23 protein-coding genes are annotated in these 22,399 nt (G+C 64.3%); 11 read left to right on the forward strand and 12 right to left on the reverse strand.

All coding sequences use genetic code 11. The features are described 5' to 3' along the window. Nucleotides 1-41: 41 nt before the first annotated feature. Together DOM58_RS13940 and DOM58_RS13945 are read right to left on the reverse strand one after the other, a co-directional pair. Nucleotides 42-272 (reverse strand): ChaB family protein, encoded by a 231-nt coding sequence (locus tag DOM58_RS13940; protein WP_110693359.1) that lies wholly within the window; start codon nucleotides 270-272, stop codon nucleotides 42-44. Between the two features lie 66 nt (nucleotides 273-338). Continuing rightward, complete coding sequence (locus DOM58_RS13945) at nucleotides 339-2,267, reverse strand: ABC-F family ATP-binding cassette domain-containing protein (protein WP_110693360.1); 1,929 nt, start codon at nucleotides 2,265-2,267, stop codon at nucleotides 339-341. Nucleotides 2,268-2,334: 67 nt separating this feature from the next. On the opposite strand from DOM58_RS13945, the gene DOM58_RS13950 reads away from it, so the two are divergent. Together DOM58_RS13950 and bamJ are read left to right on the forward strand one after the other, a co-directional pair. Beyond that, a complete protein-coding gene (locus DOM58_RS13950; protein ID WP_157957553.1) occupies nucleotides 2,335-2,847 on the forward strand; it encodes a TIGR02444 family protein in 513 nt (170 codons plus the stop codon). An 86-nt stretch (nucleotides 2,848-2,933) separates the two neighbouring features. Beyond that, nucleotides 2,934-3,692 carry a BamJ family beta-barrel-assembly machinery protein gene (gene bamJ / locus DOM58_RS13955; RefSeq protein WP_110693361.1) on the forward strand — a complete coding sequence of 253 codons (759 nt, stop codon included), beginning with the start codon at nucleotides 2,934-2,936 and terminating at the stop codon, nucleotides 3,690-3,692. A 61-nt stretch (nucleotides 3,693-3,753) separates the two neighbouring features. Here bamJ and DOM58_RS13960 read toward each other — a convergent pair whose 3' ends face one another. Further along, a complete protein-coding gene (locus tag DOM58_RS13960; protein ID WP_075563904.1) occupies nucleotides 3,754-4,290 on the reverse strand; it encodes a hypothetical protein in 537 nt (178 codons plus the stop codon). A gap of 95 nt (nucleotides 4,291-4,385) precedes the next feature. On the opposite strand from DOM58_RS13960, the gene DOM58_RS13965 reads away from it, so the two are divergent. Beyond that, nucleotides 4,386-5,306: an AEC family transporter gene (locus tag DOM58_RS13965; protein ID WP_110693362.1), complete on the forward strand. Its 921-nt coding sequence runs from the start codon at nucleotides 4,386-4,388 to the stop codon at nucleotides 5,304-5,306. A 192-nt stretch (nucleotides 5,307-5,498) separates the two neighbouring features. Here DOM58_RS13965 and DOM58_RS13970 read toward each other — a convergent pair whose 3' ends face one another. Beyond that, nucleotides 5,499-6,434 (reverse strand): LysR substrate-binding domain-containing protein, encoded by a 936-nt coding sequence (locus tag DOM58_RS13970; RefSeq protein WP_110693363.1) that lies wholly within the window; start codon nucleotides 6,432-6,434, stop codon nucleotides 5,499-5,501. Between the two features lie 88 nt (nucleotides 6,435-6,522). Here DOM58_RS13970 and DOM58_RS13975 point away from each other — a divergent pair, with 88 nt between their 5' ends. Further along, nucleotides 6,523-7,431 carry a DMT family transporter gene (locus tag DOM58_RS13975; RefSeq protein WP_110693364.1) on the forward strand — a complete coding sequence of 303 codons (909 nt, stop codon included), beginning with the start codon at nucleotides 6,523-6,525 and terminating at the stop codon, nucleotides 7,429-7,431. Between the two features lie 18 nt (nucleotides 7,432-7,449). Here the strand turns inward: DOM58_RS13975 and trmB are convergent, their stop codons facing one another. From trmB to DOM58_RS13995, 4 genes are all read right to left on the reverse strand, one after another. Continuing rightward, nucleotides 7,450-8,187 carry a tRNA (guanosine(46)-N7)-methyltransferase TrmB gene (trmB, locus tag DOM58_RS13980; RefSeq protein WP_110693365.1) on the reverse strand — a complete coding sequence of 246 codons (738 nt, stop codon included), beginning with the start codon at nucleotides 8,185-8,187 and terminating at the stop codon, nucleotides 7,450-7,452. 137 nt (nucleotides 8,188-8,324) lie between these two features. Next, nucleotides 8,325-9,122 carry a thiazole synthase gene (locus DOM58_RS13985; protein WP_110693366.1) on the reverse strand — a complete coding sequence of 266 codons (798 nt, stop codon included), beginning with the start codon at nucleotides 9,120-9,122 and terminating at the stop codon, nucleotides 8,325-8,327. Nucleotides 9,123-9,153: 31 nt separating this feature from the next. Next, nucleotides 9,154-9,354 (reverse strand): sulfur carrier protein ThiS, encoded by a 201-nt coding sequence (gene thiS, locus DOM58_RS13990; RefSeq protein WP_110693367.1) that lies wholly within the window; start codon nucleotides 9,352-9,354, stop codon nucleotides 9,154-9,156. Between the two features lie 294 nt (nucleotides 9,355-9,648). Continuing rightward, on the reverse strand, nucleotides 9,649-11,127 hold the full coding sequence (locus DOM58_RS13995; RefSeq protein ID WP_110693368.1) for an alanine/glycine:cation symporter family protein: 1,479 nt from the start codon (nucleotides 11,125-11,127) through the stop codon (nucleotides 9,649-9,651). Nucleotides 11,128-11,270: 143 nt separating this feature from the next. Between DOM58_RS13995 and DOM58_RS14000 the strand changes: the two genes are divergently transcribed. After that, the gene (locus DOM58_RS14000) at nucleotides 11,271-11,657 is read left to right on the forward strand and encodes a DUF423 domain-containing protein (RefSeq protein WP_110693369.1); all 387 of its coding nucleotides are present in this window, start codon (nucleotides 11,271-11,273) and stop codon (nucleotides 11,655-11,657) included. A gap of 73 nt (nucleotides 11,658-11,730) precedes the next feature. On the opposite strand, the gene DOM58_RS14005 is transcribed toward DOM58_RS14000, so the two are convergent. Further along, a complete protein-coding gene (locus tag DOM58_RS14005; protein WP_075560872.1) occupies nucleotides 11,731-12,147 on the reverse strand; it encodes a PaaI family thioesterase in 417 nt (138 codons plus the stop codon). Nucleotides 12,148-12,457: 310 nt separating this feature from the next. Continuing rightward, on the reverse strand, nucleotides 12,458-14,650 hold the full coding sequence (locus DOM58_RS14010; protein WP_110693370.1) for a malate synthase G: 2,193 nt from the start codon (nucleotides 14,648-14,650) through the stop codon (nucleotides 12,458-12,460). 341 nt (nucleotides 14,651-14,991) lie between these two features. Here DOM58_RS14010 and DOM58_RS14015 point away from each other — a divergent pair, with 341 nt between their 5' ends. The 3 genes from DOM58_RS14015 (at nucleotide 14,992) to DOM58_RS14025 (ending at nucleotide 17,771) form a co-directional block, all read left to right on the forward strand. Continuing rightward, nucleotides 14,992-15,987 (forward strand): alpha/beta fold hydrolase, encoded by a 996-nt coding sequence (locus DOM58_RS14015; protein ID WP_110693371.1) that lies wholly within the window; start codon nucleotides 14,992-14,994, stop codon nucleotides 15,985-15,987. Continuing rightward, on the forward strand, nucleotides 15,984-16,529 hold the full coding sequence (locus tag DOM58_RS14020; RefSeq protein ID WP_157957554.1) for a hypothetical protein: 546 nt from the start codon (nucleotides 15,984-15,986) through the stop codon (nucleotides 16,527-16,529). Before DOM58_RS14015 ends, DOM58_RS14020 begins: the two co-directional genes overlap by 4 nt. 129 nt (nucleotides 16,530-16,658) lie before the next feature. Then, nucleotides 16,659-17,771, forward strand: a complete 1,113-nt coding sequence (locus DOM58_RS14025) for an aminotransferase class I/II-fold pyridoxal phosphate-dependent enzyme (RefSeq protein ID WP_110693373.1) — start codon at nucleotides 16,659-16,661, stop codon at nucleotides 17,769-17,771. A 37-nt stretch (nucleotides 17,772-17,808) separates the two neighbouring features. Here DOM58_RS14025 and DOM58_RS14030 read toward each other — a convergent pair whose 3' ends face one another. Then, entirely contained in the window at nucleotides 17,809-19,329 is a 1,521-nt protein-coding gene (locus DOM58_RS14030) for a YifB family Mg chelatase-like AAA ATPase (protein ID WP_110693374.1), read from the reverse strand. Nucleotides 19,330-19,517: 188 nt separating this feature from the next. After that, nucleotides 19,518-19,844, reverse strand: a complete 327-nt coding sequence (locus DOM58_RS14035) for an accessory factor UbiK family protein (RefSeq protein ID WP_110693375.1) — start codon at nucleotides 19,842-19,844, stop codon at nucleotides 19,518-19,520. Between the two features lie 311 nt (nucleotides 19,845-20,155). On the opposite strand from DOM58_RS14035, the gene DOM58_RS14040 reads away from it, so the two are divergent. The 3 genes from DOM58_RS14040 (at nucleotide 20,156) to glnK (ending at nucleotide 22,277) form a co-directional block, all read left to right on the forward strand. After that, entirely contained in the window at nucleotides 20,156-20,494 is a 339-nt protein-coding gene (locus DOM58_RS14040) for a P-II family nitrogen regulator (protein WP_075560890.1), read from the forward strand. Nucleotides 20,495-20,519: 25 nt separating this feature from the next. Then, the gene (locus tag DOM58_RS14045) at nucleotides 20,520-21,770 is read left to right on the forward strand and encodes an ammonium transporter (RefSeq protein ID WP_075560891.1); all 1,251 of its coding nucleotides are present in this window, start codon (nucleotides 20,520-20,522) and stop codon (nucleotides 21,768-21,770) included. Nucleotides 21,771-21,938: 168 nt separating this feature from the next. After that, nucleotides 21,939-22,277 (forward strand): P-II family nitrogen regulator, encoded by a 339-nt coding sequence (gene glnK / locus DOM58_RS14050; RefSeq protein WP_035476361.1) that lies wholly within the window; start codon nucleotides 21,939-21,941, stop codon nucleotides 22,275-22,277. Nucleotides 22,278-22,399 lie beyond the last annotated feature (122 nt).

Here is a 22,399-nt window from a genome sequence, read left to right on the forward strand (position 1 = left end):
TCGCTGGCCCTTTTCGTAGCTCGTAGCTCGTAGCTCGTCGCTCAAGACTTCGGATGCCAGTTGCCGTCGTCGCCTTTCTGGTACTTCGCCTCGACCGCCTTCCAGGCCACGGCGTGGGCGGTCTCTTCTCGAGAGCTGCCGCCGCGCCGGTCGCCGGGCTTGTCGTACTCGTCCCAGGCGCTGTTGAACGCTTCCTTGTAGATGGTGCGGGCGTGGGGCGGCAGCACCTTGCGTGCGCTGTCGGGAATGTCGTCGCGAGAATCGTAAGGCATGAATGCTCTCCTCGAGCCGGAAATTCATCCTCAGTGTAGACGCCCGCCGAGCGCCTCAACCACGATTCAGGATTCGGCCTGGAGCAGCTCCGCCTCCAGCGTTTCCAGCGCCTCTTCCGCCGCCATCCACTCGCTCTCGAGCTGTTCGACTTCGGCCTGACGCTCGCCCTGTTCGCGAACCAGCCGGGCAAGCTCGTCCTTGCGTCCGGCATCGTAGATATCCGGGTCTGCCAGCTGCGCTTCCAGTGCCGTGAGCGCACTCTGGGCCTTGTCGAGCTTCTTCTCCGCCGTATCGCGCTGTTTGCGCAGCGGCTTCATCTGCTCGCGCCGCTCCGCCGCTGCGCGACGTGCCGCCTTGCGATCGCCACCGTCCGCCGCGCCTTTTTCCTGGCGCGCTTCCTGCTTCAGGTCTCGCCGCAGCTCCAGTTCGCGGGACTTGAGCCACTGATGGTAGTCATCGAGATCGCCATCGAAGGGCTCGACCCGACCTTCGGCGACGCGCCAGAACGTATCCACGCTCGCCCGCAGCAGGTGGCGGTCGTGAGAGACGATGATCACGGCCCCTTCGTACTCGGCCAGCGCCTCGGCCAGCGCCTCGCGCATGTCCAGATCGAGATGGTTGGTCGGCTCGTCCAGCAGCAGCAGGTTGGGCTTTTCCCAGGCCACCAGCGACAGCGCCAGGCGGGCCTTCTCGCCACCGGAGAAGCGCGACACGTCGCCGAACACGTCGTCGCCACGGAAACCGAATCCGCCCAGGAAATTGCGAATCGAGAGATCACTGGCCGTGGGCGACAGCCGCTGGACATGCATGAACGGCGTGGCGCCGATGTCCAGGTGTTCCAACTGATGCTGGGCGTAGTAGCCGACCACCAGATTGTCGCCGGGGACTCGAGTTCCCTCGATCGGGGTCAGATCGCCGATCAGGGTCTTGATCAGGGTCGATTTACCCGCCCCGTTGGGCCCCAGCAGACCGATTCGCTCGCCGGGCAAAATCGACACCTTCACCCCGTCGAGAATCGTGCGATCGGGGTATCCCAGCGACACCTGATCCAGCGACAGCAGCGGCGTCGAGGTCTTGTCGGCGCACGGCAGCTGAAAGCGGAACGGCGAATCGACGCGGGCCGCGGCGATATTCTCCATGCGCTCGAGCATCTTCAGCCGGCTCTGGGCCTGGCGCGCCTTGGTGGCCTGGGCGCGGAAGCGCGCGACGAAACCTTCGATCTCGGCACGCCGGGCCTGCTGCTTTTCGTAAGCCGCCTGCTGCTGGGTCTGACGCTCGGCGCGGGCGCGTTCGAAGGCGCTGTAGTGGCCGCGATAGAGCATCAGCTGGCCTTGATCGATATGCAGGATGTGATCGCAGACCGCATCGAGGAAATCGCGGTCGTGGGAGATCAGCATCAGCGTACCGGGATAGCGCGTCAGCCACTGCTCCAGCCACAGCAGCGCGTCCAGATCCAGGTGGTTGGTCGGCTCGTCGAGCAGCATGATCTCCGACGGCGTGAATAGCGTCCGCGCCAGGCCCACACGCATCCGCCAGCCGCCGGAGAAGTCCGCCAGCGGACGGTAGAGGTCATCCTGTCCGAAGCCCAGCCCGGCCAGCAGCTGCTCGGCGCGGGAGCGCGCGCTGTAGCCATCGAGCGCCTCGATTTCACCGTGGAGGATGGCCTCGCGCTGCATCTCGCCGTTGGCCTGGGCCTCGGCAAGCGCCGTCTCGGTCTCGCGCAGGCCGACGTCGCCGTCGAGCACGTACTCCACCAGCGGGCGATCGATGGCCGACACTTCCTGCGCCATGTGCGCGATGCGCTTGCCACCGGCGATCTCCACGCTACCCGCATCGGCACCGAGCTCGCCCCGGATCAGCGCAAACAGGCTCGACTTGCCGGCACCGTTGGCGCCGACGATGCCGACTTTCTGCCCCTCGTGCAGCACCAGATCGGCACCCGCGAACAGTTGGCGGGTACCGCGTTGCAGGGCGAGTTGGCGGAATGCGATCATGCCGGGCTCCAGGGCGCATCGAATGGGCGCTCATTCTATCAGCCATCCGCTATCGGCATGGAGAGCGATGTCCACACCCGATGCATTCCCCTCGCTATGGTCCTACGCACTGGACCGCTATGCGCGCCCCGGGGCTGAAACCCTGTGCCTGACGCTTCAGGACGCGCACGGCTGGGATATCTGCGAACTGCTGTGGATCGCCTGGCTGAGCGAGCAACGCCGCCGCCCCGATCCAGACGCGGCCGACGCCTTGGCCGACGCGAGAGCCTGGCAGCGAGAGATGACCGTGCCACTGCGCAAACGCCGGCGAGCGTTGAAAAGCGAGGCGCGGCTGCAACCGCGACTGGAACCGTTGCGGCAGACGCTGAAGCAGGCCGAACTGCAGGCCGAGCGCGAGATGCTGACACGCCTCGAAGCCCTCCCGACACTGGCTGGCGAACCGGAAACCGGCGTCGAGCTCGCCTTGCGCGCCTGCCGAACGCTCCGAGATATCGACGATGACGCGTACCCCGTGTTACGCGACCTGCTGGCATGCTGGCTGATCGATACGTCGGATGCGGAACCAAAATCCAACTGTTAGAGTCACACCACCACAATCCACCCGGTGTTTGAGGCTTCTTTGCAATCCGGCCAGCATCGGTTTTATCCGTGACCCAAGGAGTTTGCATGAAACGTTTGGTAACCGCCGTCGCCCTCGGCAGCATCATGACCCTGCCACTGACGGCCTTCGCGCAGGACAAGGTCGACCTCGACAGTGACCAGGCGAAACTCAGCTACAGCATTGGCGCCACGCTCGGTCAGGGTCTATCCAAGGACATCAAGGATCTCGACGTCGACGCCTTCGCGGCGGCCGTCAAGGATGTCTACGGCGATGATGACCTGCAGATGAGCCAGGACGACATCAGCAGCACGCTGACCCAGTACCAGCAGAAGAAAGTCTCCGAGCAGAAGGCCGAGCAGAAGAAGGTCGCGGATGAGAACCGCAAGAAGAGCGAAGCCTTCCTGAAGGAGAACGCCAAGAAGGATGGCGTCAAGACCACCGATTCCGGGCTGCAGTACAAGTCGCTCGAATCCGGTGACGGCAAGTCGCCCTCCGACGACGACACCGTTCGCGTCAACTACGAAGGCACCCTGCCGGACGGCACCGTCTTCGACAGCTCCTACAAGCGCGGCGAGCCGATCTCGTTCAAGGTCGACCAGGTCATTCCCGGCTGGCAGGAAGCGCTGAAGATGATGCACGTCGGCGATACCTGGATGATCACCGTGCCTTCCGACCTGGCCTATGGCCCGGCCGGTACCGGCGGTCCGATCGGCCCCAATCAGGCGCTACAGTTCAAGGTCGAGCTGCTGGCGATCAACCCCGATGACGGCGCCAAGGACAGCGGCGGCGATGCTGACAGCGACGACTCGGGCAGCAACGACTAAGCACCGCTAACGAGTCATCCCGCAACACCCGACGCCGACCCATCGTGGTCGGCGTCGGCATTCACAGGCAGCGCTTGTCGCCCCGCCCCGCCATGGCCGACCCCAGGTCGTGGCTGTCGAAATCAAACCAGCTCCCTCTCAGACCGTGATCGCTGAGCACCACCACCTGGGCTCGCCAGGCGTCCACGTGAGCACTGCAAAGCCCCAGGCTGCCCCGCCCGACGAACAACCCATCGCCCTTGTCCTGAAGCGAGAGACGTCTCGATTCCACCGCCATGTCACGCCCGATGAACTGGACCGTCACCGCTTGCGGCGCGCGCCCATGAACGCGGACTTCGAACGTCAACGTGCCCTCGTCGTCGTGGGCCTGCTGAAGCGCGAACGCCAGCGACGAGTCGATCCCGAGGCCGGCGTGACAGCCCCCTTCCAGCAGCACGCAGCCCTGCGCCGGCGGATACCAGGTCACGTCACGGGTCGATTCGCGCAGATAGTAGTAATCGAGCAGATACCACAGCGCGATCACGATCGTCATCAGCGTGACCCCGATCAGCAGATTGAGCATCCGCGGTCTGGCGGTTTCCTCTTCGTGGGCAGCCATGGGCTTCTAGAGACTCCAAGCGGTGGGCATTAGCCGATAGACTAGCGGGCATAGGCGCTGCAGATCATCACCGAGGCGCTCGACAAGGATGACACATGAGCGATATCGCGAACGCCCTGGGCCCACTATTTCTGTTGATTCTGCTCGGCGCGGCGCTGGGCTGGGCGCGCTTCCCCGGCGGCGACTTCTGGCCGCGACTCGAGCGGTTCATCTACTACTTGCTGTTCCCCGCGATGCTGGTGGCGACGCTGGCCACCGCCGACGTCAGCCAGGTTCCGGTCTTTCGGCTCGGCGTGACGATGCTCGGCACGATGCTGCTGCTGGGCCTGGGGCTTTGGCTGGCGAAGGATCGCCTGCGACTGTCGCCGCCCGCCTTTACCTCGGCCTTCCAGGGCGTGGTGCGCTTCAATACCTACGTCGGCGTCGCCGGCGCCACCGCGCTGCATGGCGCCGAGGGTACCACGACGGCAGCCGTCGCCGTCGCCCTGATGGTGCCGACCGCGAACATCCTCTGCGTGCTGGCCTTCATCGCCTCCGGCACGCTGGGCAGCGCCAGCCTGGGTCAAAGCGCCATGGCGCTACTGCGAAACCCGCTGATTCTCGCCTGCCTGATGGGCGTCGGCTTGAACCTCGGCGGCATCGGCCTGCCCGGCTGGAGCGCGGATGCCATCGGCCTGCTCGGCGATGCCGCCCTGCCGCTGGGGCTGGTGGCGGTGGGCGTGGCGTTGCGTCCCCAGGCGCTGTGGCGCAGCGGCAGGGCGTTCTGGCTGTCGAGCGCCCTCAAGCTGGTCGTCACGCCACTGATCGTGCTGGCGCTGGCCGCGATCGTCGGACTTCACGGCGCCAATCGCGATATCGCGCTGCTGTTCGCGGCGCTGCCGACCGCCACATCGGCTTATATCCTGGCCCGTCAGCTGGGGGGCGACGCGGAGTTGATGGCGGCCGTGATTACCGGCCAGACACTGCTGGCCATGGCGACCTTGCCGCTTCTATTGCACGCAGTCGGTGCGAGTTGACCGGCGCAAATAAAAAAGATTCTCGTTACGCTTGCAATCTCAAATGAGAATGATTACCTTTACATCGTGGCGCCGCCAAACGCCACTGATCATCGCAGCGAATGTCAGGTTCCTGCCCTGATCATCTCCTCATCAAGCTAGTCACGGTCCTTAGTGCCGCCCTGCCCAGGGCGGCTTTTTTATGTTCCTGTTTCAGACTCGCGTTTTCTGCCCGAGATCGCGCCCGCTCAGCGCGTCACGCTGCCAGGGTCCGCGACCCTGCAGTCTCTCGCGCAGCAGCTGTGCCAAGGCGTCGACCGCCGGCTGCGATGCGTTGTCGATCGCCTTTGCAAAATGCAGCCTGGCGATGCAACGGCGTAGCGGTGGCATGCCATCGCTTTCGTCGAGCGCGCGCATCGCCGTGGTCACGCGCTCGCGGTCGAGCACGCCGATCGCCATGCCGGTCTCGATCGCCTTCTCCACGGCGTGAATGCTGGTACTGGTGAAGATCGCCCGCCACGGACGCTGGGCGGCGTCCAATGCCTCGGTCGCCAGATGTCGATAGGGGCACTGCTCGGGGTGCACCGCCAGCGGCACTACCGTTTCTCGATGCAGCGCGCCCTGCACCGGGCCCGCCCATACCGGGGTGGGATGCCACAGCGTCTCTCCGCCTTCCAGCCCCATCGCATGATCGAGCACGATCGCCAGATCCAGCTGGCGCTTGCCGAGCGCCCTGGCGAGACGGCCGCTGGTATCGGTGGTGACATCCAGCAGAATTCCCGGATAGCGCGCCATGAACTGCGGCAGCGTGTCATCGAGCAGCTCGCGGGCGTAGTCCTCGGGGATCCCCAGGCGTACGCGCCCGCTAAGTCGTTCGCCGTTGAAACGGCTGACCAGGGTGTCGTGAACCCGCAGCAGTTCCCGCGCTTCACCTAGCAGCACGTCGCCGCTCGAGGTCAACGTAACCCCGCGAGATCCGCGATCGAGCAGGCGCACGTCCAGCTCCGTTTCCAGCCGCTTCATCTGCATGCTGATCGCGCTCAGCGTGCGATGGCGTACCTCTGCCGTCGCCGCCAGCGACCCCGTCTGCGCCACGACCTGAAACGTGCGCAGGAGCTCCAGATCCAGCGTGTGGCTGCCTTCAATCATATTGAACTCTGATAGATTTTTATTCGATTCATTGAACTCTGCATAGCGCGCAGACTCAAGCGACTTCGACCGGACGGGAGGGCTTGGCATGCGCAATCTATCGCTGAACATCGCGCTGATGACGGGGTTCATCATCTGCTGGAGCTCGGGGTTCATCGGCAGCCGACTGGCGAGTCAGGCGTCGCTGCCGGCAATGGACCTGTTTGCCTGGCGCTTCGTCATCGCCACGCTGGTCGCCGCGCTATGGTGGTCGCTGAGCCGCCAGCGCGCGGTGACGCTGAGCAGCTGGCTGCGCGAAATGAGCGTCGGCGCGCTCACCATGGGCGGCTATCTGCTGTTTGTGATGTTGGCCGTCGGGCAGGGAGTCAGCGCGGGTTCCACGGCACTGGTCACCGCCCAGCAGCCCATCCTGGCAGCGGTGATCGCAACGCTGTGGCTCCGCGAGCAGCTACCCATGGCAGCCTGGTTCGGTCTGGGAATCGCGGCCAGTGGCGTGGCGCTGTGCGTCGCGGGGGACTGGCAAGGAACGGGCAGCGCCAGCGGCTGGGCCTATGCGCTGCCGCTGCTGTCGGTGATCAGCGTGACGCTGGGCAGCGTGCTCGCCACCCGACGCCCGTCCGGGCTTGGCATGCCGGCCACGCTGACGGCACAGCTCGGCGCGGCGAGTCTGGTCTTTCTGATAGCGGCGCTCAGTGACGGCCAGCTGGAAAGCCCCGGTAGCGAATTGATCACCTGGCAGACGCTGGGCTGGCTGGTGGTGCTGTCGAGCTTCGGTGGCTACGGCTTTTTTACCGTCTGCCTGCGCCGCATGGGTGTCAGCGCCGTGTCCAGCGCCATCTATCTCACCCCGCCGGTCACCTTGCTGTGGAGTGCCTGGATGTTCGGCGAAGGCGTCGACACCCTGCAGCTGGGCGGCATGGCGCTGGCGCTGGCGGGTGTCCTGCTGACACTGGCCGCCCAGCACCGGTTCCGACATATCGGCGGCTGGGCGCACTGACTCCGTTCGGCCAGTCGATCAATCGCGGCGGTAGATGAGATCCCAGACGCCATGGCCCAGGCGCTCGCCGCGCTGCTCGAACTTGGTCAGCGGACGGAAGCCGGGGCGTTCGACGAAGGGCGCCGTTTCCGCCGGGGCGGTATTGACGAATCCCGGCGCCTCGGCCATCACCTCCGCCATGAATTCGGCATAGGCCTGCCAGTCGGTCGCCATGTGCAGCTTGCCACCCGGCTGGAGGCGAGAGCGCACCAGTTCGACGAACGGCAGCTGCACGATACGCCGCTTGTGATGCTTCTTCTTGGGCCACGGATCGGGAAAGAACAGCTGCAGCGTATCGATGCTCGATTCCGGCAGGCAGTCCGCCAGCACCGCCAGTGCGTCTTCGCGGTAGACACGCAGGTTGGTCAGCCCGCGCTTGTCCGCTTCGTCCAGCAACTTGCCCACGCCGGGCGCGTGGACCTCGATGCCGATGAAATCGGTCTCGGGGTGCGTCTCGGCCTGCTCGACCAGCGACTTGCCCATGCCGAAGCCGATCTCCACCACGCAGGGCGCCCGGCGGCCGAAAAGCTGCTCGAGATCCTGGCGACCGTCGGCCAGCGTCAGGCCCCATTTGGGCCACACGTCGTTCAGGCCGCGCTCCTGCGCCGCCGTCATGCGACCGGCCCTCAGTACGTAGCTCTTGATGCCACGACGCACGGGCGTCTCGGGCGTACCTTCGGCGGTGGATTCGGTCTCGGGCGTCGTCTTGTCAGTCATGCGAAGGCGTCAACAGGCAAAGGAAATGGGAGTGGCCGCCGGTCGCCAGCGGGCCTGTTCAAGTCGGTCGAAAGTACGTCGATCAAAGTACGTCGATCAAAAGTATGTCAATCAAAGTTCAAGTCGTTCAAGGAGACTCAGCCGTTGATGCGCCCGGCGAACGGCGAAGACGGGCTGGCGCTCGCGCGGCGCGGCATGCGCTCGGCGAGAAAGGCCTCGCGTCCGGCTTCGATCGCCTTGCGCATGGCGTTGGCCATCATCACCGGATGCCGGGCGTGGGCGATGGCTGAGTTCATCAGCACGCCATCGCAGCCCATCTCCATCGCCAGCGCCGCATCCGACGCTGTACCGATACCGGCATCGACCAGCACCGGTACGTCGGCGTGCTCAAGAATGAGCGCCAACGTCGCCGGATTGAGCAGGCCGTTGCCGGAGCCGATCAGCGAGCCCAGCGGCATCACCGCGCAGCAGCCACGCTTTTCCAGCTCCTTGGCCACGATCGGATCGTCGCTGGTGTAGACCATGACGTCGAAGCCGTCGTTGACCAGAGTCTCGGCCGCGGCCAGCGTCTCGACCACGTTGGGGTAGAGCGTCTTTTCATCGCCCAGCACCTCCAGCTTGACCAGGTTGTGACCGTCGAGCAGTTCGCGGGCGAGCTTGCAGGTGCGCACGGCATCCTTGGCGGTGTAGCAGCCGGCGGTGTTGGGCAACAGCGTATAGCGCGACGGCGGTACCGCATCGAGCAGATTGGGCTCGCCCGGGTTCTGACCCAGGTTGGTCCGCCGGACCGCGAACGTCACCACGTCGGCGCCGCTGGCCTCGATGGCGGCGGCGGTCTCGTCGAAATCGCGATACTTGCCGGTGCCGACCAGCAGGCGAGACGCAAAACGGCGCCCGGCCACGATCAACGGGGTGTCCTGAATCAGCTGCGACATGGATGACTCCTGGTCATGAACCTGGCGGCGATCAGCCACCGCCGATAGCGTGCACGATCTCCACGCGGTCGCCGTCGTTCAGGCGCGTCTGCGCATGCTGGCTGCGTGGCACGATCTCTTCGTTGACTTCGATGGCGACACGCCGCCCCGTCAGGCCGAGCGAGTCGACCAGCTGGACCAGCGTGGGTTCGCCATCGAGCGGATGGGGCTCACCGTTGAGCTGAATCTGCATCGCGGCCTCCCTGGGGCGAATCGAGCGCCTTGCGCACCGGCGCGGGCGCGGGCGCGTAAATCAAGCGGCGCCTGCAAAGGCATGCTTTTCGCGCGGGTCCGGGCGCGGCTATCAATCGCCGCGATTGCGGGCGCGGCAAGCATCGCGCGGTTTCGGGCGCATATAAAGAAGACGCCGCATTGTAGCGCTTCAAGCCAGATCAGGCACCCGGCTCAGGTGTCGCGGCCGGCAATTCAAGACAGGATGCGGGGCGTCGACGATCAACCATCGCGCCCCGCCATGCTCATCTCGCGCTTATTCGGCGTTCTCTTTCGCCGGCCACACGTCGGCATCGGTCTGCTCGGGCCGCTTGAGCACCTTCTTGGGATCGAATGTCGGCTCGCGGATGCCATCCTTGCGCTGACGCTCGTAATCCTTGAGCACCCGCAGCGCGATCGGACACAGCAGCAGAATCGCGATGAGGTTGGTCGTTGCCATCAGCCCCATGGCGAGATCGGCGAAGTCCCAAACGAACTGTAGCTGCGCCACGGACCCGATCATCACCATCGCCAGCACGGCAACGCGCAATACGGAGACCGCGATTTTGGAATGGCGTTTGAACAGATACTCGATATTGATCTGCGAGTAGGAGAAGTTGGCAATGATCGAGGTGAAGGCGAACAGGAAGATGGCGATGGCGATGAAGATCTCGCCGAAGCTGCCGAGGTGGTCGACCATCGCATCCTGCGTCAGCTGAATGCCGACGATATCCTTGCCCGGCGAGGTGCTCATCAGACGCTCGTAGACGCCGGAGAGCAGAATCACCACCGCGGTGCAGCTACAGATCACCAGGGTGTCGATGAACACGCCGAAGGACTGGACCAGACCCTGGGCCGCCGGGTGTTTGACGTCCGCCTGGGCGGCGGCGTTGGGCGCCGAACCCATACCCGCCTCGTTGGAGAACAGGCCACGCTTGATGCCATTCTCCATCGCGATCTTGATGGTATAACCCACCGCACCGCCGACGGCCGGGCCGTAACCGAAGGCGCTCTTGATGATCAGCTCCAGCATCGCGGGGACTTCGCTGAAGTTCACGATCAATACGTACAGCGCTACCAGGAAGTAACCGATGGCCATGATCGGCACGATCTTCTCGGCAGTACGCGCGACGGACTTGAGTCCGCCGTAAATCACCAGCGCAGTGATGATCACCAGCGCAACGCCGGTCATCCAGTTGGGAATCGAGAACGCCTGAGACAGGCCCTGAGCGATAGTGTTGGACTGGGCGCCGTTGAAAGCCAGGCCGTAGGCGATCAGCAGGAAGATCGCGAACAGCACGCTCATCCAGCGCTGCCCCAGCGCCCGCTCGATGTAGTAGGCCGGGCCGCCGCGGAACACGCCATCCTCGTTGCGCTTCTTGTAGGTCTGGGCCAGGGTCGATTCGATGAACGAGGTGGCGAAGCCCACCAGCGCCGTCATCCACATCCAGAAGATCGCCCCGGGGCCGCCGACCCATAGCGCGATTGCCACGCCCGCCAGATTACCGGTACCGACACGTGCCGCCAGGGAGGTCGCAAAGGCCTGAAAACCGCTGACGCCATTGCCGGAGCCGCGGCTGTTGAAGGTGACGCGGGCCATGTGCCCGAACAGCCGGAACTGCATGAAGCGCGTGAGCACGGTGAAAAGAACGCCGGCACCCAGCAGCAGATACAGCAGGATGTAGGTCCAGACGAAATCACTGACCGGAGTCATCACGGCATAAACCGCGTCGTGAAGCGTGTTGATGAATTCCATTTCGGAGATCCTTATGGAGAACGATGACGTCGCAAGCGCTGGCAGACGCGGCTGCCGAGGCGGTTTTTTACGCGCTAGACTAGCAGGCGTCAATTCCGCGACTGACGCTCACTTGAGCATAGTCGCCCTCGAGGAGTCGCAACATGCACCAAAAGTGGGGCTGGATCGCTGCCGCCCTGAGCGGATTCATTATCGTGGCCGCCGGCGCCTTCGGCGCGCACGCGCTGGCCGATACGCTCTCGCCGCGTAATCTCGAGGTATTTCATACCGCCGTACGCTATCAGGCCTGGCACACGCTGGCGGTGATGGCGGTTCTCGCCTGGCAAAGCCAGCGCGCGCTACGCGGGCAGACGCTGGCCATCGGGCTCTGGTTCGCGGGCATGGTGCTGTTCAGCGGTTCGCTCTACCTGCTGGTGCTCGGCGGAATGCGAGTGCTGGGGATCGTGACGCCCTTTGGCGGCCTGCTGCTGATGGCGGGTTGGCTGGTACTGGCATGGAGCGCCTGGCGTCAGCGCCCGGCCGCGGCGTAGATCAGAAGCTCGCTTAGATCACGGCCTCGCTTCAATCACGGCCTCGCTGGCGAAATCCAACGGCGTGACGGCTTCAGTCATCGCGATCCGGCAGCACGTAGGTCGCCGTCACCAGCGCCACGGGCTCGTTGTCGCCGGTGGAGAAGAGCTGGACCTCGCCGACGGCGAGACGCTGGCCGAGCTTGAGAATGCGGGCGTTGGCGATCAGGTCCCGGTCGCCGCGAGCCCGACGCAGGAAGTGGCAGTTGAGACTGCTGGTCACCGCCATCGCTTCCGGCCCGATCTGGGCCAGCACCGCGACGAACAGACAGACGTCGGCCAGATTCACCATCGACGGCCCGGAGACGCAGGCGCCGGGGCGCAGGTGCTCGTCCTCGATCGCCAGACTCATGGTCGCCCGCATGTGATCGACGGCCTCGATGGTGCCTTGGCGCTGGGGGAAGACATCGTCGAGGAAATCCTCGATTTCGGCGGCGGTCATCACGGTCATCGGACTCTCCCAGGGCGGCTCGGCGTGCGGCGCATGATTCGACGGGGGTACGGCGTAGCCGTCAAGATAGCGCAAGCGATCACCGAGTCACAGAGGCAAAACGGAAGACGGAAGCCGCGAGCCGCGAAAACCAGAATGTGGTGGTTGCCACGTAAAACGCCAGCGACAATGTCGCTGGCGTTTTTCGTAGCTCGTAGCTCGTAGCTCGTAGCTCGTAGCTCGTAGCTCGTAGCTCGTAGCCAGTAGCCAGTAGCCAGTAGCCAGTAGCCAGTAGCCAGTAGCCAGTAGCCAGTAACCAGTAGCTCGTAGCCTAGTGCTTCGTCTTGTCCACGGCGCGCCAGTGATGTAGCAACGGTTCGGTGTAGCCGGAAGGTTGCTCGCGACCCTTGAAGATCAGATCCGAGGCGGCCTGAAACGCGGTGGAGTCTTCCAGGTGCGAGGTCATCGGCGTATAGCCCGAATCGCCGGCGTTCTGCTCGTCGACCACCTTGGCCATGCGCGTCAGCGTTTCGCGTACCTGGGCTTCATCGACGATACCGTGATGCAGCCAGTTGGCGATGTGCTGGCTGGAGATTCGCAGCGTGGCACGGTCTTCCATCAGCCCGACATTGTGGATATCCGGCACCTTGGAGCAACCGACCCCGTGCTCGACCCAGCGCACCACGTAGCCGAGGATGCCCTGGCAGTTATTGTCGAGCTCCTGCTGAATCTCGTCGGCGCCCCAATCGGCCTTGGGATCGACCGGCACGGTCAGCAGATCGTCGAGCAGATCGCTTTCGCCCTGATCTTCCAGGTCGCGCTGGATCGCGGCCACGTCAATCTGGTGATAGTGCAGCGCGTGCAATACCGCCGCGGTCGGTGACGGCACCCAGGCCGTATTGGCCCCGGCCTTGGGATGGCCCACCTTCTGGTCGAGCATCGCCGCCATCAGGTCCGGCATCGCCCACATGCCTTTGCCGATCTGGGCGCGCCCGCGCAGCCCGCAGGCCAGCCCGATCTGCACGTTGCTGCGCTCGTAGGCGCCGATCCACTGGCTGCCCTTCATGTCGCCCTTGCGCAACATCGGCCCCGCGTTCATGGCGGTGTGCATCTCGTCGCCGGTGCGGTCGAGAAAGCCGGTATTGATGAAGGCGACGCGCGAGGACGCCGCTTCGATGCAGGCCTTGAGGTTGACGGAGGTTCGGCGCTCCTCGTCCATGATCCCCATCTTGAGGGTATCCGCCGGCAGCCCCAGCAGCTGTTCGACGCGCCCGAACAGCTCGTCGGCGAACGCCACTTCCTGCGGGCCATGCATCTTGGGTTTGACGATGTAGAGCGACCCGGCGCGCGAATTGCCCAGAGAGGTTTCAGCATCGCGCTTCAGATCGTGGATGCCGATCAGCGAGGTCATCACCGCATCCAGCACGCCCTCGGGGATTTCGTTGCCGTCGCCGTCGAGAATGGCCGGCGTCGTCATCAGATGACCGACGTTACGCACGAACATCAGCGAGCGGCCCGGCAACGTCAGCGAGCTGCCGTCCGGCAGGGTGTAGTCGCGATCCGGATTGAGCCGCCGGGTCACGGTTTTGCCGCCTTTGTCGAAGCGCTCCTCGAGATCGCCTTTCATCAGCCCGAGCCAGTTGCGATAGACCAGCGTCTTGTCGTCGGCGTCGACCGCGGCGATGGAGTCCTCGCAGTCCATGATCGTGGTGATTGCCGCTTCGACCAGCAGATCCTTGACGTGGGCCGGATCGGTCTTGCCGATCGGGTGTCCGGCATCGATCTGGATCTCGAGATGCAGACCGTGGTTGGAGAGCAGAATGGCGTCCGGCGAGGCGGCATCGCCCTGAAAGCCGACGAACTGGCCGGGATTCTTCAGCCCGGTATCGCGCCCGCCTTCCAGCTTCACCGTCAGATGGCCGTCGCGAATCGCATAGCCGATCGCATCGCGATGCGTGCCGGTCGCCAGCGGCGCGGCCATGTCGAGCACGTTGCGAGCGTAGGCGATCACCTTGGCACCGCGTTCGGGGTTGTAGCCGCTGCCCTTTTCGGCGCCGTCCTCTTCCTTGATCACGTCGGTGCCGTAGAGGGCGTCATAAAGACTGCCCCAGCGGGCGTTGGCAGCATTCAGCGCATAGCGGGCGTTGTTGACCGGTACCACCAGCTGAGGGCCGGCCTGACGCGCGATCTCGGCATCCACGTTGGTGGTAGTGGCCTCGACGGTGGCCGGCGCATCGACCAGATAGCCGATCTTCTTGAGGAAGGTGCGATAGGCCGTCATGTCCTCGATCTTGCCCGGATTGGCCTGGTGCCACTCATCGAGCTTGGCCTGGAGACGATCACGCTCGGCCAGCAGCTCCCGATTGCGGGGCGCGAGATCGTGAACCAGCGCATCGAAGCCGGTCCAGAACGCCTCGGCCTCGATACCGGTGCCCGGCAAGGCTTCATCGACGATGAAGCGCTCGAGCACGGTGGCTACCTGCAGACGATGATGCGTGCTACGTTTTGTCTTGTCGGTTGTCATGTCAGTCTCCAGATCGATGAGCGATCAGGTCACGGCAGTGGCACCGGCACCTCGTTCCGGCCGTCATTTCAACGTGCCAGCCTTTCGCCGTGCCATCCTGTTCTCGCCGCCGTGTCCGAAATTCATTTATGGAAAATATTTCCATAAAACTGTTCCCCGATAATAATCAGCCTGACGCGAATTGTCTTCCTCGACCTTCGTCACCCCCGCCGGCTTCATCATTCCCCGCCAGCTTCGTCATCTCCCGCCAGTTCCCGTAACGACCTCCGAGCCTCATCTGCGTCATGTCATGGTCTCGGCCGCGCACGACGAGTAGCATGGTCGAATCAGGAGACACATGCATGCTCGACTTTTCACGACTCAAGGCTATCGGCCCCTTCCGGCACATCGAAACCCCCACCGATTCGCCACTCGCTGGCTATCTCGATCATTACCGGCTGATGCCACTGCTGAGTGCCAACGACAATCTGCAACTTCACGCCGGCTTTCTGCAGGCCGAGGGCGAGCAGGGCCGGACCTTCGACCTGTGGACTCAGGTGTGGGCTCCGCCCGCTCCCCGCGGGACGATCTTCGTGGTGCATGGCTATTTCGACCACCTGGGGCTCTACGGCCACCTGCTGGAGCGTCTGCTGGCGCTCGGCTGGCAGGTCGTGATGTGGGACCTGCCCGGCCACGGGCTTTCCAGCGGCGCTCGCGCCACCATCGATGACTTTACCGACTACGTGAAGTGCTTCAACAGCGTCGAGCGCCAGATCGCCGAGCGACACCTGGCGCCGGGGCCATGGCTGGCGATCGGCCAGAGCACAGGGGCTTCGATCGTCGCTACCGACGCCCTGGCGCGCGGCGAGCAGGCGCCGTGGCAAGGGCTGGTGTTGCTGGCGCCGCTGGTTCGGCCCTGGGGCTGGAACCAGTCGCGCTGGCTACACCGTATCGCCAGTCCGTTCGTGGATACCATTCCCCGAAAGTATCGCGCCAACACCACCAATCTCGACTTTGCCGACTTTTTACGCCTTCACGATCCGCTTCAGGACGATCACCTGGCGCTGACCTGGGTCACCGCGATGCGCCGCTGGATGCCGACGCTGCTGAAGCGCCCGCCCAGCGAGCTGCCGGTGCTGATTCTGCAGGGAGAGCAGGATCTTACCGTGGATTGGAGCTGGAACCTCAAGGCGCTACGACGCAAGTTTCCGCGCGCTCAAGTGGTGCGTCATCCCCAAGCCCGTCACCACCTGGTCAACGAAGCGGAGCCGATTCGCCGCGTCCTGTTCGAGGCGCTCGACGACTTCCTGACCCGCTTCGCCGCCGCGCATCCACCCGATTCCGTGACAGCGCCATGAGGTCATGGTTCCCCCATTCGGGGCTTGTCCGCCCGATGCTCACCCGACTGGCGCTTGCCGGTCTGGTGCTCACCCTGTTGAGCGGCTGCGCCGGCTTCGGCGAGCCCGCCCCGGGTAATCGGGAGACGCGAGCGCTGCGAGGCCTGGCGGACGGTGCGGCCAGAGGATTGCTCGAGGCCCCGCCCTGGGATGCCGAGAACGCCTCGGCCGTGACGATTCTGCTGCGTCCAGCGGAGGTCGACGCCACTCTGCCGATCTCCCCCGAGGCGCTCAACGAAGCGTTGGCGCGGGGATTGCTGAGTCAGGAGAAGGCCCCTCACATACTCGATTGGGCTCCCGCGTCGATGTCGCGGAGCACTAGCGAACAGTGGCTGCTCCAGGCTCGACTGAGCGCCGAAGCACCGCCGCTGCGGCTGAGCGACCGCATTCTGCAGCCCTATCATCTGCAGTTAGATCTGTCCCGATCGGGGGACGAACAATCCCACTGGCGGTGGCAGGCCCGCGGCGCGGTGGATCTCGACGCCCTGCCAGCCGGGTCCTGATCGGCACCGTAAAGACGCCGACGATCGTTCGCTGGCATCGACCTTTATCCTCGACCTTTCTCGATGACTATCGTCAATTGCTATCTTCCGTCGCAACCGCTATCGCCAATCGCCATGACTGAGATGCCCATGTCCCGCTTTGCCCGCCACCTCGTCAATCAGGACGGCCCCCATAATCCGTTCCCCGGTCTGCAGGCGCTGGAGCGACGCCTGGGCCATTCACTCCCTCATCGCATCGGCTCCAACGAGGGGCTGGACATGCCCCACCGGGCGCTGACCGCACGGTTTGGCAGTGAAGTGGCCGATCTTGCCCGCACCTACGGCGACGCCGAGGCGTGGCAGGTTCGCCAGCTGCTGGCCGAAAGCCTGGAGCTGCCAATGGACGCGCTGCTGGTGGATGCGGGCGCGGACAGCCTGATGGCGCTGGCGCTGCGGGCGCTGTGCGAGGCGGGCGACACGGTCATCACCAGCGCCGGTACCTACCCGACCTGGAGCTATTTCGTGCGCGGCCAAGGCTGTCGTCAGGTCGAAGTGGCGTACGCCTGCGGTCCGGGATATCTGGCGCCGGATCTCGAGGCGCTGGCGGCCGCGGCGACCCGCGAGCGGGCCCGGGTCGTCTATCTCGCCAATCCTGACAATCCGAGCGGCCATCTTCACAGCGATGCCGACGTCGTGGCGCTGCGGGATCGCTTGCCGGAAGACTGCACCCTGGTCCTCGACGAGGCCTATCACGATTTTCGTGGCGATGCGTGGTCGCCGGCCGCCAACGCCGTCTGGCCCGGGGTGATTCGGCTGCGCACCTTCTCCAAGGCCCACGGACTCGCCGGCCTGCGCGTGGGCTACGCCATTGCCACGCCGGAAACCCAGGCCATGCTGTCGAAGGTGAGGATTCACTACGCGGTTTCCTCGCTGGCGCTGGCGGCCGCAGAGACCGTGCTAGCCCATCCCGACGAAACCCGCGAACACGTGGTGGCAGTGGTCGATCGACGCGAGGCGCTGAGTCAGTGGTTGCGGAACCACGGGACCGACGTGCTGCCCAGCACCACCAACTTCGTCACGCTGAGGTTGAAGGACGCCGAGCAGGCCGCTGCGATTCATCGAAACCTGCTGGCAGAAGGCACGCTGATTCACCGCCCGGCGCATCCGGCATTGGGCCACGTGCTGCGGATCAGCGCACTCGACGACGCGCTGGTGCCGGGGCGTCTGGAGACGCTGGCCGCGGCGCTACGAGCCGAGAGCTGAGGACCGAGAGCCGAGAGCTGATCGCCGTTTTCTGACGTCAGGCGCGCATGGGGTCGCTGGCGTTCAGCATCCGATCGAGCTGGCGATAGCCGATCGCTTCCATCAGCTGCGCCTTGCCGACCCGCGCCTCGCCGCTCAGATCGGCCAAAGTCAGCGCCACTCGCAGCACGCGGTGATAGGCGCGCGCCGAGAGATTGAGCCGGTCCAGCACGCTGGCGAACCATTGGCGCTCGTCCGTCGTTAACGCACACGCCGCCTCCAGCTCGGGCCCCGGCAAGCGGGCGTTGAGCCAGCCTCGCGCCTGCTGGCGCCGGCGGGCGGCCAGCACTCGTTCCAGCACACTGGCGGATGACTCCCCCGGCGTCTGGTCGGTCAACTGGGTGGCGGGTAGCGCCGGCACCTCGACCTGTAGATCGATACGATCCAGCAGCGGCCCGGACAGCCGCGACTGATAGCGCTGGATCTGCGCGGCGCTGCAGTGGCAACGCTTGCGCGGGTCGCCGAGGTGCCCGCAGGGGCAGGGGTTCATGGCGGCGACGAGCTGGAAGCGGGCCGGAAAGCGGCGCTGATGATTGGCCCGGGAGACCAGAATCTGCGCCGACTCCATCGGCTCCCTCAGCACTTCCAGCACGTGGCGGTCGAACTCGGGGAGTTCATCCAGAAACAGCACGCCCTGGTGCGCCAGCGATATCTCGCCGGGGCGCGGGCGCGAACCCCCGCCCACCAGCGCCACACTGCTCGACGTATGGTGCGGGTTGCGGAACGGCCGCTGGCCCCAACGCTCCAGAATCGGCAGCCCGCAGACCGAGCGCACGGCGGCGACCTCGAGCGATTCGTCCTGGGTCAGCGGTGGCAGGATACCGGCCAGACGGCTCGCCAGCATGGTCTTGCCGGTGCCAGGCGGCCCCGCCAGCAGCAGGTTGTGACCGCCGGCGGCGGCGACTTCCAGTGCCCGGCGCGCCTGGTGCTGGCCTTTGACATCCGCCATGTCCGGCGGTGCCACGCGCGACTGATGGGGCGCCTCAAATTGGTGCACCGGGAGTTTTTCCCGACCCAGCAGATGCCCCACCACCTGCAGGATATGCCCCGCCGCGAACACCTCCACGCCATCGGCCAGCGCCGCTTCGTCGGCATTGGCGAGCGGAACGATCAGCCCCCGCCCGGCCCGGCGCGCCGCCAAGGCCGTGGGCAGTACGCCCGTGACCGGGCGCAGCGAGCCATCCAGGGCCAGTTCGCCGACGATTTCGAGGGTCGCTGCAGATTCCACCGGCACTTGGCCGGACGCCATCAGGATGCCCAGGGCGATCGGCAGATCGAAACGCCCGCCGTCCTTGGGAAGATCGGCGGGCGCCAGATTGAGCGTGATGCGACGTGAGGGAAATTCGAAACCCGCGTTGATGAGCGCGCTGCGTACCCGCTCGCGACTCTCCTTGACCGCGGCATCCGGAAGCCCGACCAGCGTCAGCCCCGGTAGACCGTTGCTGAGGTGAACCTCGATCAAGACTTCCGGCGCCTCGAGTCCGAGGCTGGCGCGAGCGCGCACGATGGCAAGGGTCATGTCGTCTCCCAGGTCGGCACCTGGGCGGTCGCCGCAGGCCAAAGAGTCGCCGGGCGGCGCCTCCTCAACCTACACAACTACATATTGTTACGTGTTTTCGCAACCTTTGGTGACCATTGTTGGCCCCGGTAAGCGGTTCCCCGATTGCCCGTCATCCAGCGATGACACATCTTCATGCCCGTGCTCGATCAGGGCTTTTTGCCGTGAGCACTGCCATCCACGTCGTCCGCGGGCGGGGTTACCGACTCTACCCTGGGCTGCGTCGCCTGCTCGCTCTGCAGGGTATTTTCCAGTGCCGCGACCTGCTCTTCCAGCGCTTCGACGCGCTCACGCGTACGCTGGAGCACTTCCATCATGATGTCGAAGTCCTCTCGCGAAACGATCTCCATGCGCTCGATCGCTCCGCGGAGCACGCCTTGCATGTTGCGCTGGATATCTCCCGGCGCCTGGGACGCGCCGTGGAGTTTGTCGCCCAGCTGCTTGGTCAGACGTTCGAATCGATCCTGTGCCGACATGACGTTATCTCCTTGAGGGTCGGATGCCTTGATGGCTTGCCGTTCAGCATACGCAAAGTTGTGCTGTTACGCCTGCGCTCGACCACCCGGATCCGACTGCTCACGAAAGGTGCGGCCTCGAAAGAGACGTGCGTTATTTTGGTGCAATTCAGAGTTGCACGATCGGTAGCGGTAACGCAAAAAGCCATAAAAATAACGATAGATAGCTGATTTATATATCTTAAAACTCAGATGGCACGCGTCATGCGTATACCCCAAGGGCGCAAGCCGACTCGACTACGGGCCGACTCGACTATGGGAGAGGTAAAGGGATGAAACTCATCACCGCCATTATTAAACCCTTCAAGCTCGACGATGTGCGTGAAGCATTGGCCGATAACGGCGTGCAGGGCATCACCGTCACAGAAGTGAAAGGGTTTGGTCGCCAGAAAGGCCATACCGAGCTTTATCGCGGCGCGGAATACGTCGTCGATTTCCTGCCGAAGGTGAAGGTCGAGGTTGCCGTCGACGACGAGCGCGTCGATGGCGTGCTGGACTCGATTCGCAATGCGGCCAACAGCGGCAAGATCGGCGACGGCAAGCTGTTCGTCACGCCACTCGAAGATGTGATCCGGATTCGAACCGGGGAACGCGGGGCCGACGCCGTTTGACGGCGCGGAACGAGGAGACAAAAGAATGAATGATCAAGTGGTTCAACTTTCCTACGCACTCGACACCTTCTACTTCCTGGTGACGGGCGCTCTGGTGATGTGGATGGCGGCCGGTTTCGCCATGCTCGAGGCGGGGCTGGTCCGTGCCAAGAACACCACCGAGATCCTGACCAAGAACGTGGTTCTCTACGCCATTGCCTGCACCATGTATCTGCTGGTCGGCTATCACATCATGTACTCGAGCGAGAGCGGCGGCTTCTTCCCCAACCTGGGTTTCCTGATCGGTGCGGAACACAGCGTCGACGACGTGATGTCCAGCGGCGGCGATGTCTACTACTCCGCTCGCTCCGACTTCTTCTTCCAGGTCGTATTCGTTGCTACTGCCATGTCGATCGTCTCCGGCGCCGTTGCCGAGCGCATGAAGCTGTGGGCGTTCATGCTCTTCGCCGTCGTCATGACCGGCTTCATCTATCCGGTTCAGGGCTACTGGAAATGGGGCGGCGGGTTCCTCGACGCAGCCGGCTTCCAGGATTTCGCCGGTTCCGGTGTGGTCCACCTGTGTGGCGCGACAGCCGCCTTCGCCGGTGTGCTACTGCTGGGCGCACGCAAGGGCAAGTACGGCAAGAACGGTGCTATCTACGCGATTCCTGGCTCCAACCTGCCGCTGGCAACGCTGGGCACGTTCATCCTGTGGCTGGGCTGGTTCGGTTTCAACGGTGGCTCGGAACTGATGGTCTCCAATGTCGGTGAAGCCAATGCCGTCGCCCAGGTCTTCGTCAATACCAATGCGGCCGCTGCCGGTGGCGTCATCGCCGCGATCATCCTGGCCAAGCTGTGGTTCCGCAAGGCGGACCTGACCATGGCGCTGAACGGCGCGCTGGCTGGCCTCGTGGCCATCACTGCCGAGCCGCTGGCTCCCACAGCCCTTGGCGCGACATTGATCGGCGCCGTCGGCGGCCTGCTGGTGGTCGTCGCGATCGTTACGCTGGACAAGGTCAAGGTCGACGATCCGGTCGGCGCGATCTCGGTTCACGGCGTGGTTGGCATCTGGGGCCTGATCGCGGTGCCCTTCTCCAACGGTGATGCGACGTTCGCTGCGCAGCTGCTGGGAATCGTGACCATCTTCGCCTGGACCTTCATTGCCAGCCTGATCGTGTGGGGCATCATCAAGGCAGTGATGGGTATCCGAGTCTCCGAAGAAGAAGAATATGAAGGTGTCGATATCGCGGAATGCGGTATGGAAGCCTATCCTGAATTCAACGTCGGCAAGAAGTGAGCCGACACACCGAGTGAGCTGGCGTGCTCCCCTGGCCCCCTTCGGGGGGCCTTTTTTAATTCCCGCGATCGGCGGTGTATGCTTAAACTAACAGTCGTATGGCATCCGTAAGGCCACTCCAAGACTTGAGCGCACATCATCCGCCTATCGCATGCGAGGAGAACTTCCATGAAACTGGTTACCGCCATCATCAAACCGTTCAAGCTGGACGACGTGCGTGAGTCTCTATCCGAGATCGGCGTGCAGGGCGTCACCGTGACCGAGGTCAAGGGTTTCGGTCGTCAGAAGGGCCACACCGAGCTCTACCGCGGTGCCGAATACGTGGTCGACTTCCTCCCCAAGATCAAGCTGGAAGTCGCCGTCGACGACTCCATGAGCGACCAGGTGATCGACGCGATCACCAAGGTGGCCAACACCGGCAAGATCGGCGACGGCAAGATCTTCGTCTCGCCGCTGGAGCAGGTCATCCGTATTCGTACCGGCGAGACCGGCAAGGACGCCGTCTAAAGCCGCGAGCCGCGAGCCGCGAGCCGCGAGCCGCAAAATGTTGCCCTTGAACGAGAAGATGCCAGCGACGATATCGTCGCTGGCATCTTTCGTTCGGAACTCGAAACCGATTTTTGATTTTG

It is taken from the genome of Salinicola halophyticus, assembly GCF_003206695.1.
GTDB classification, from domain to species: domain Bacteria; phylum Pseudomonadota; class Gammaproteobacteria; order Pseudomonadales; family Halomonadaceae; genus Salinicola; species Salinicola halophyticus.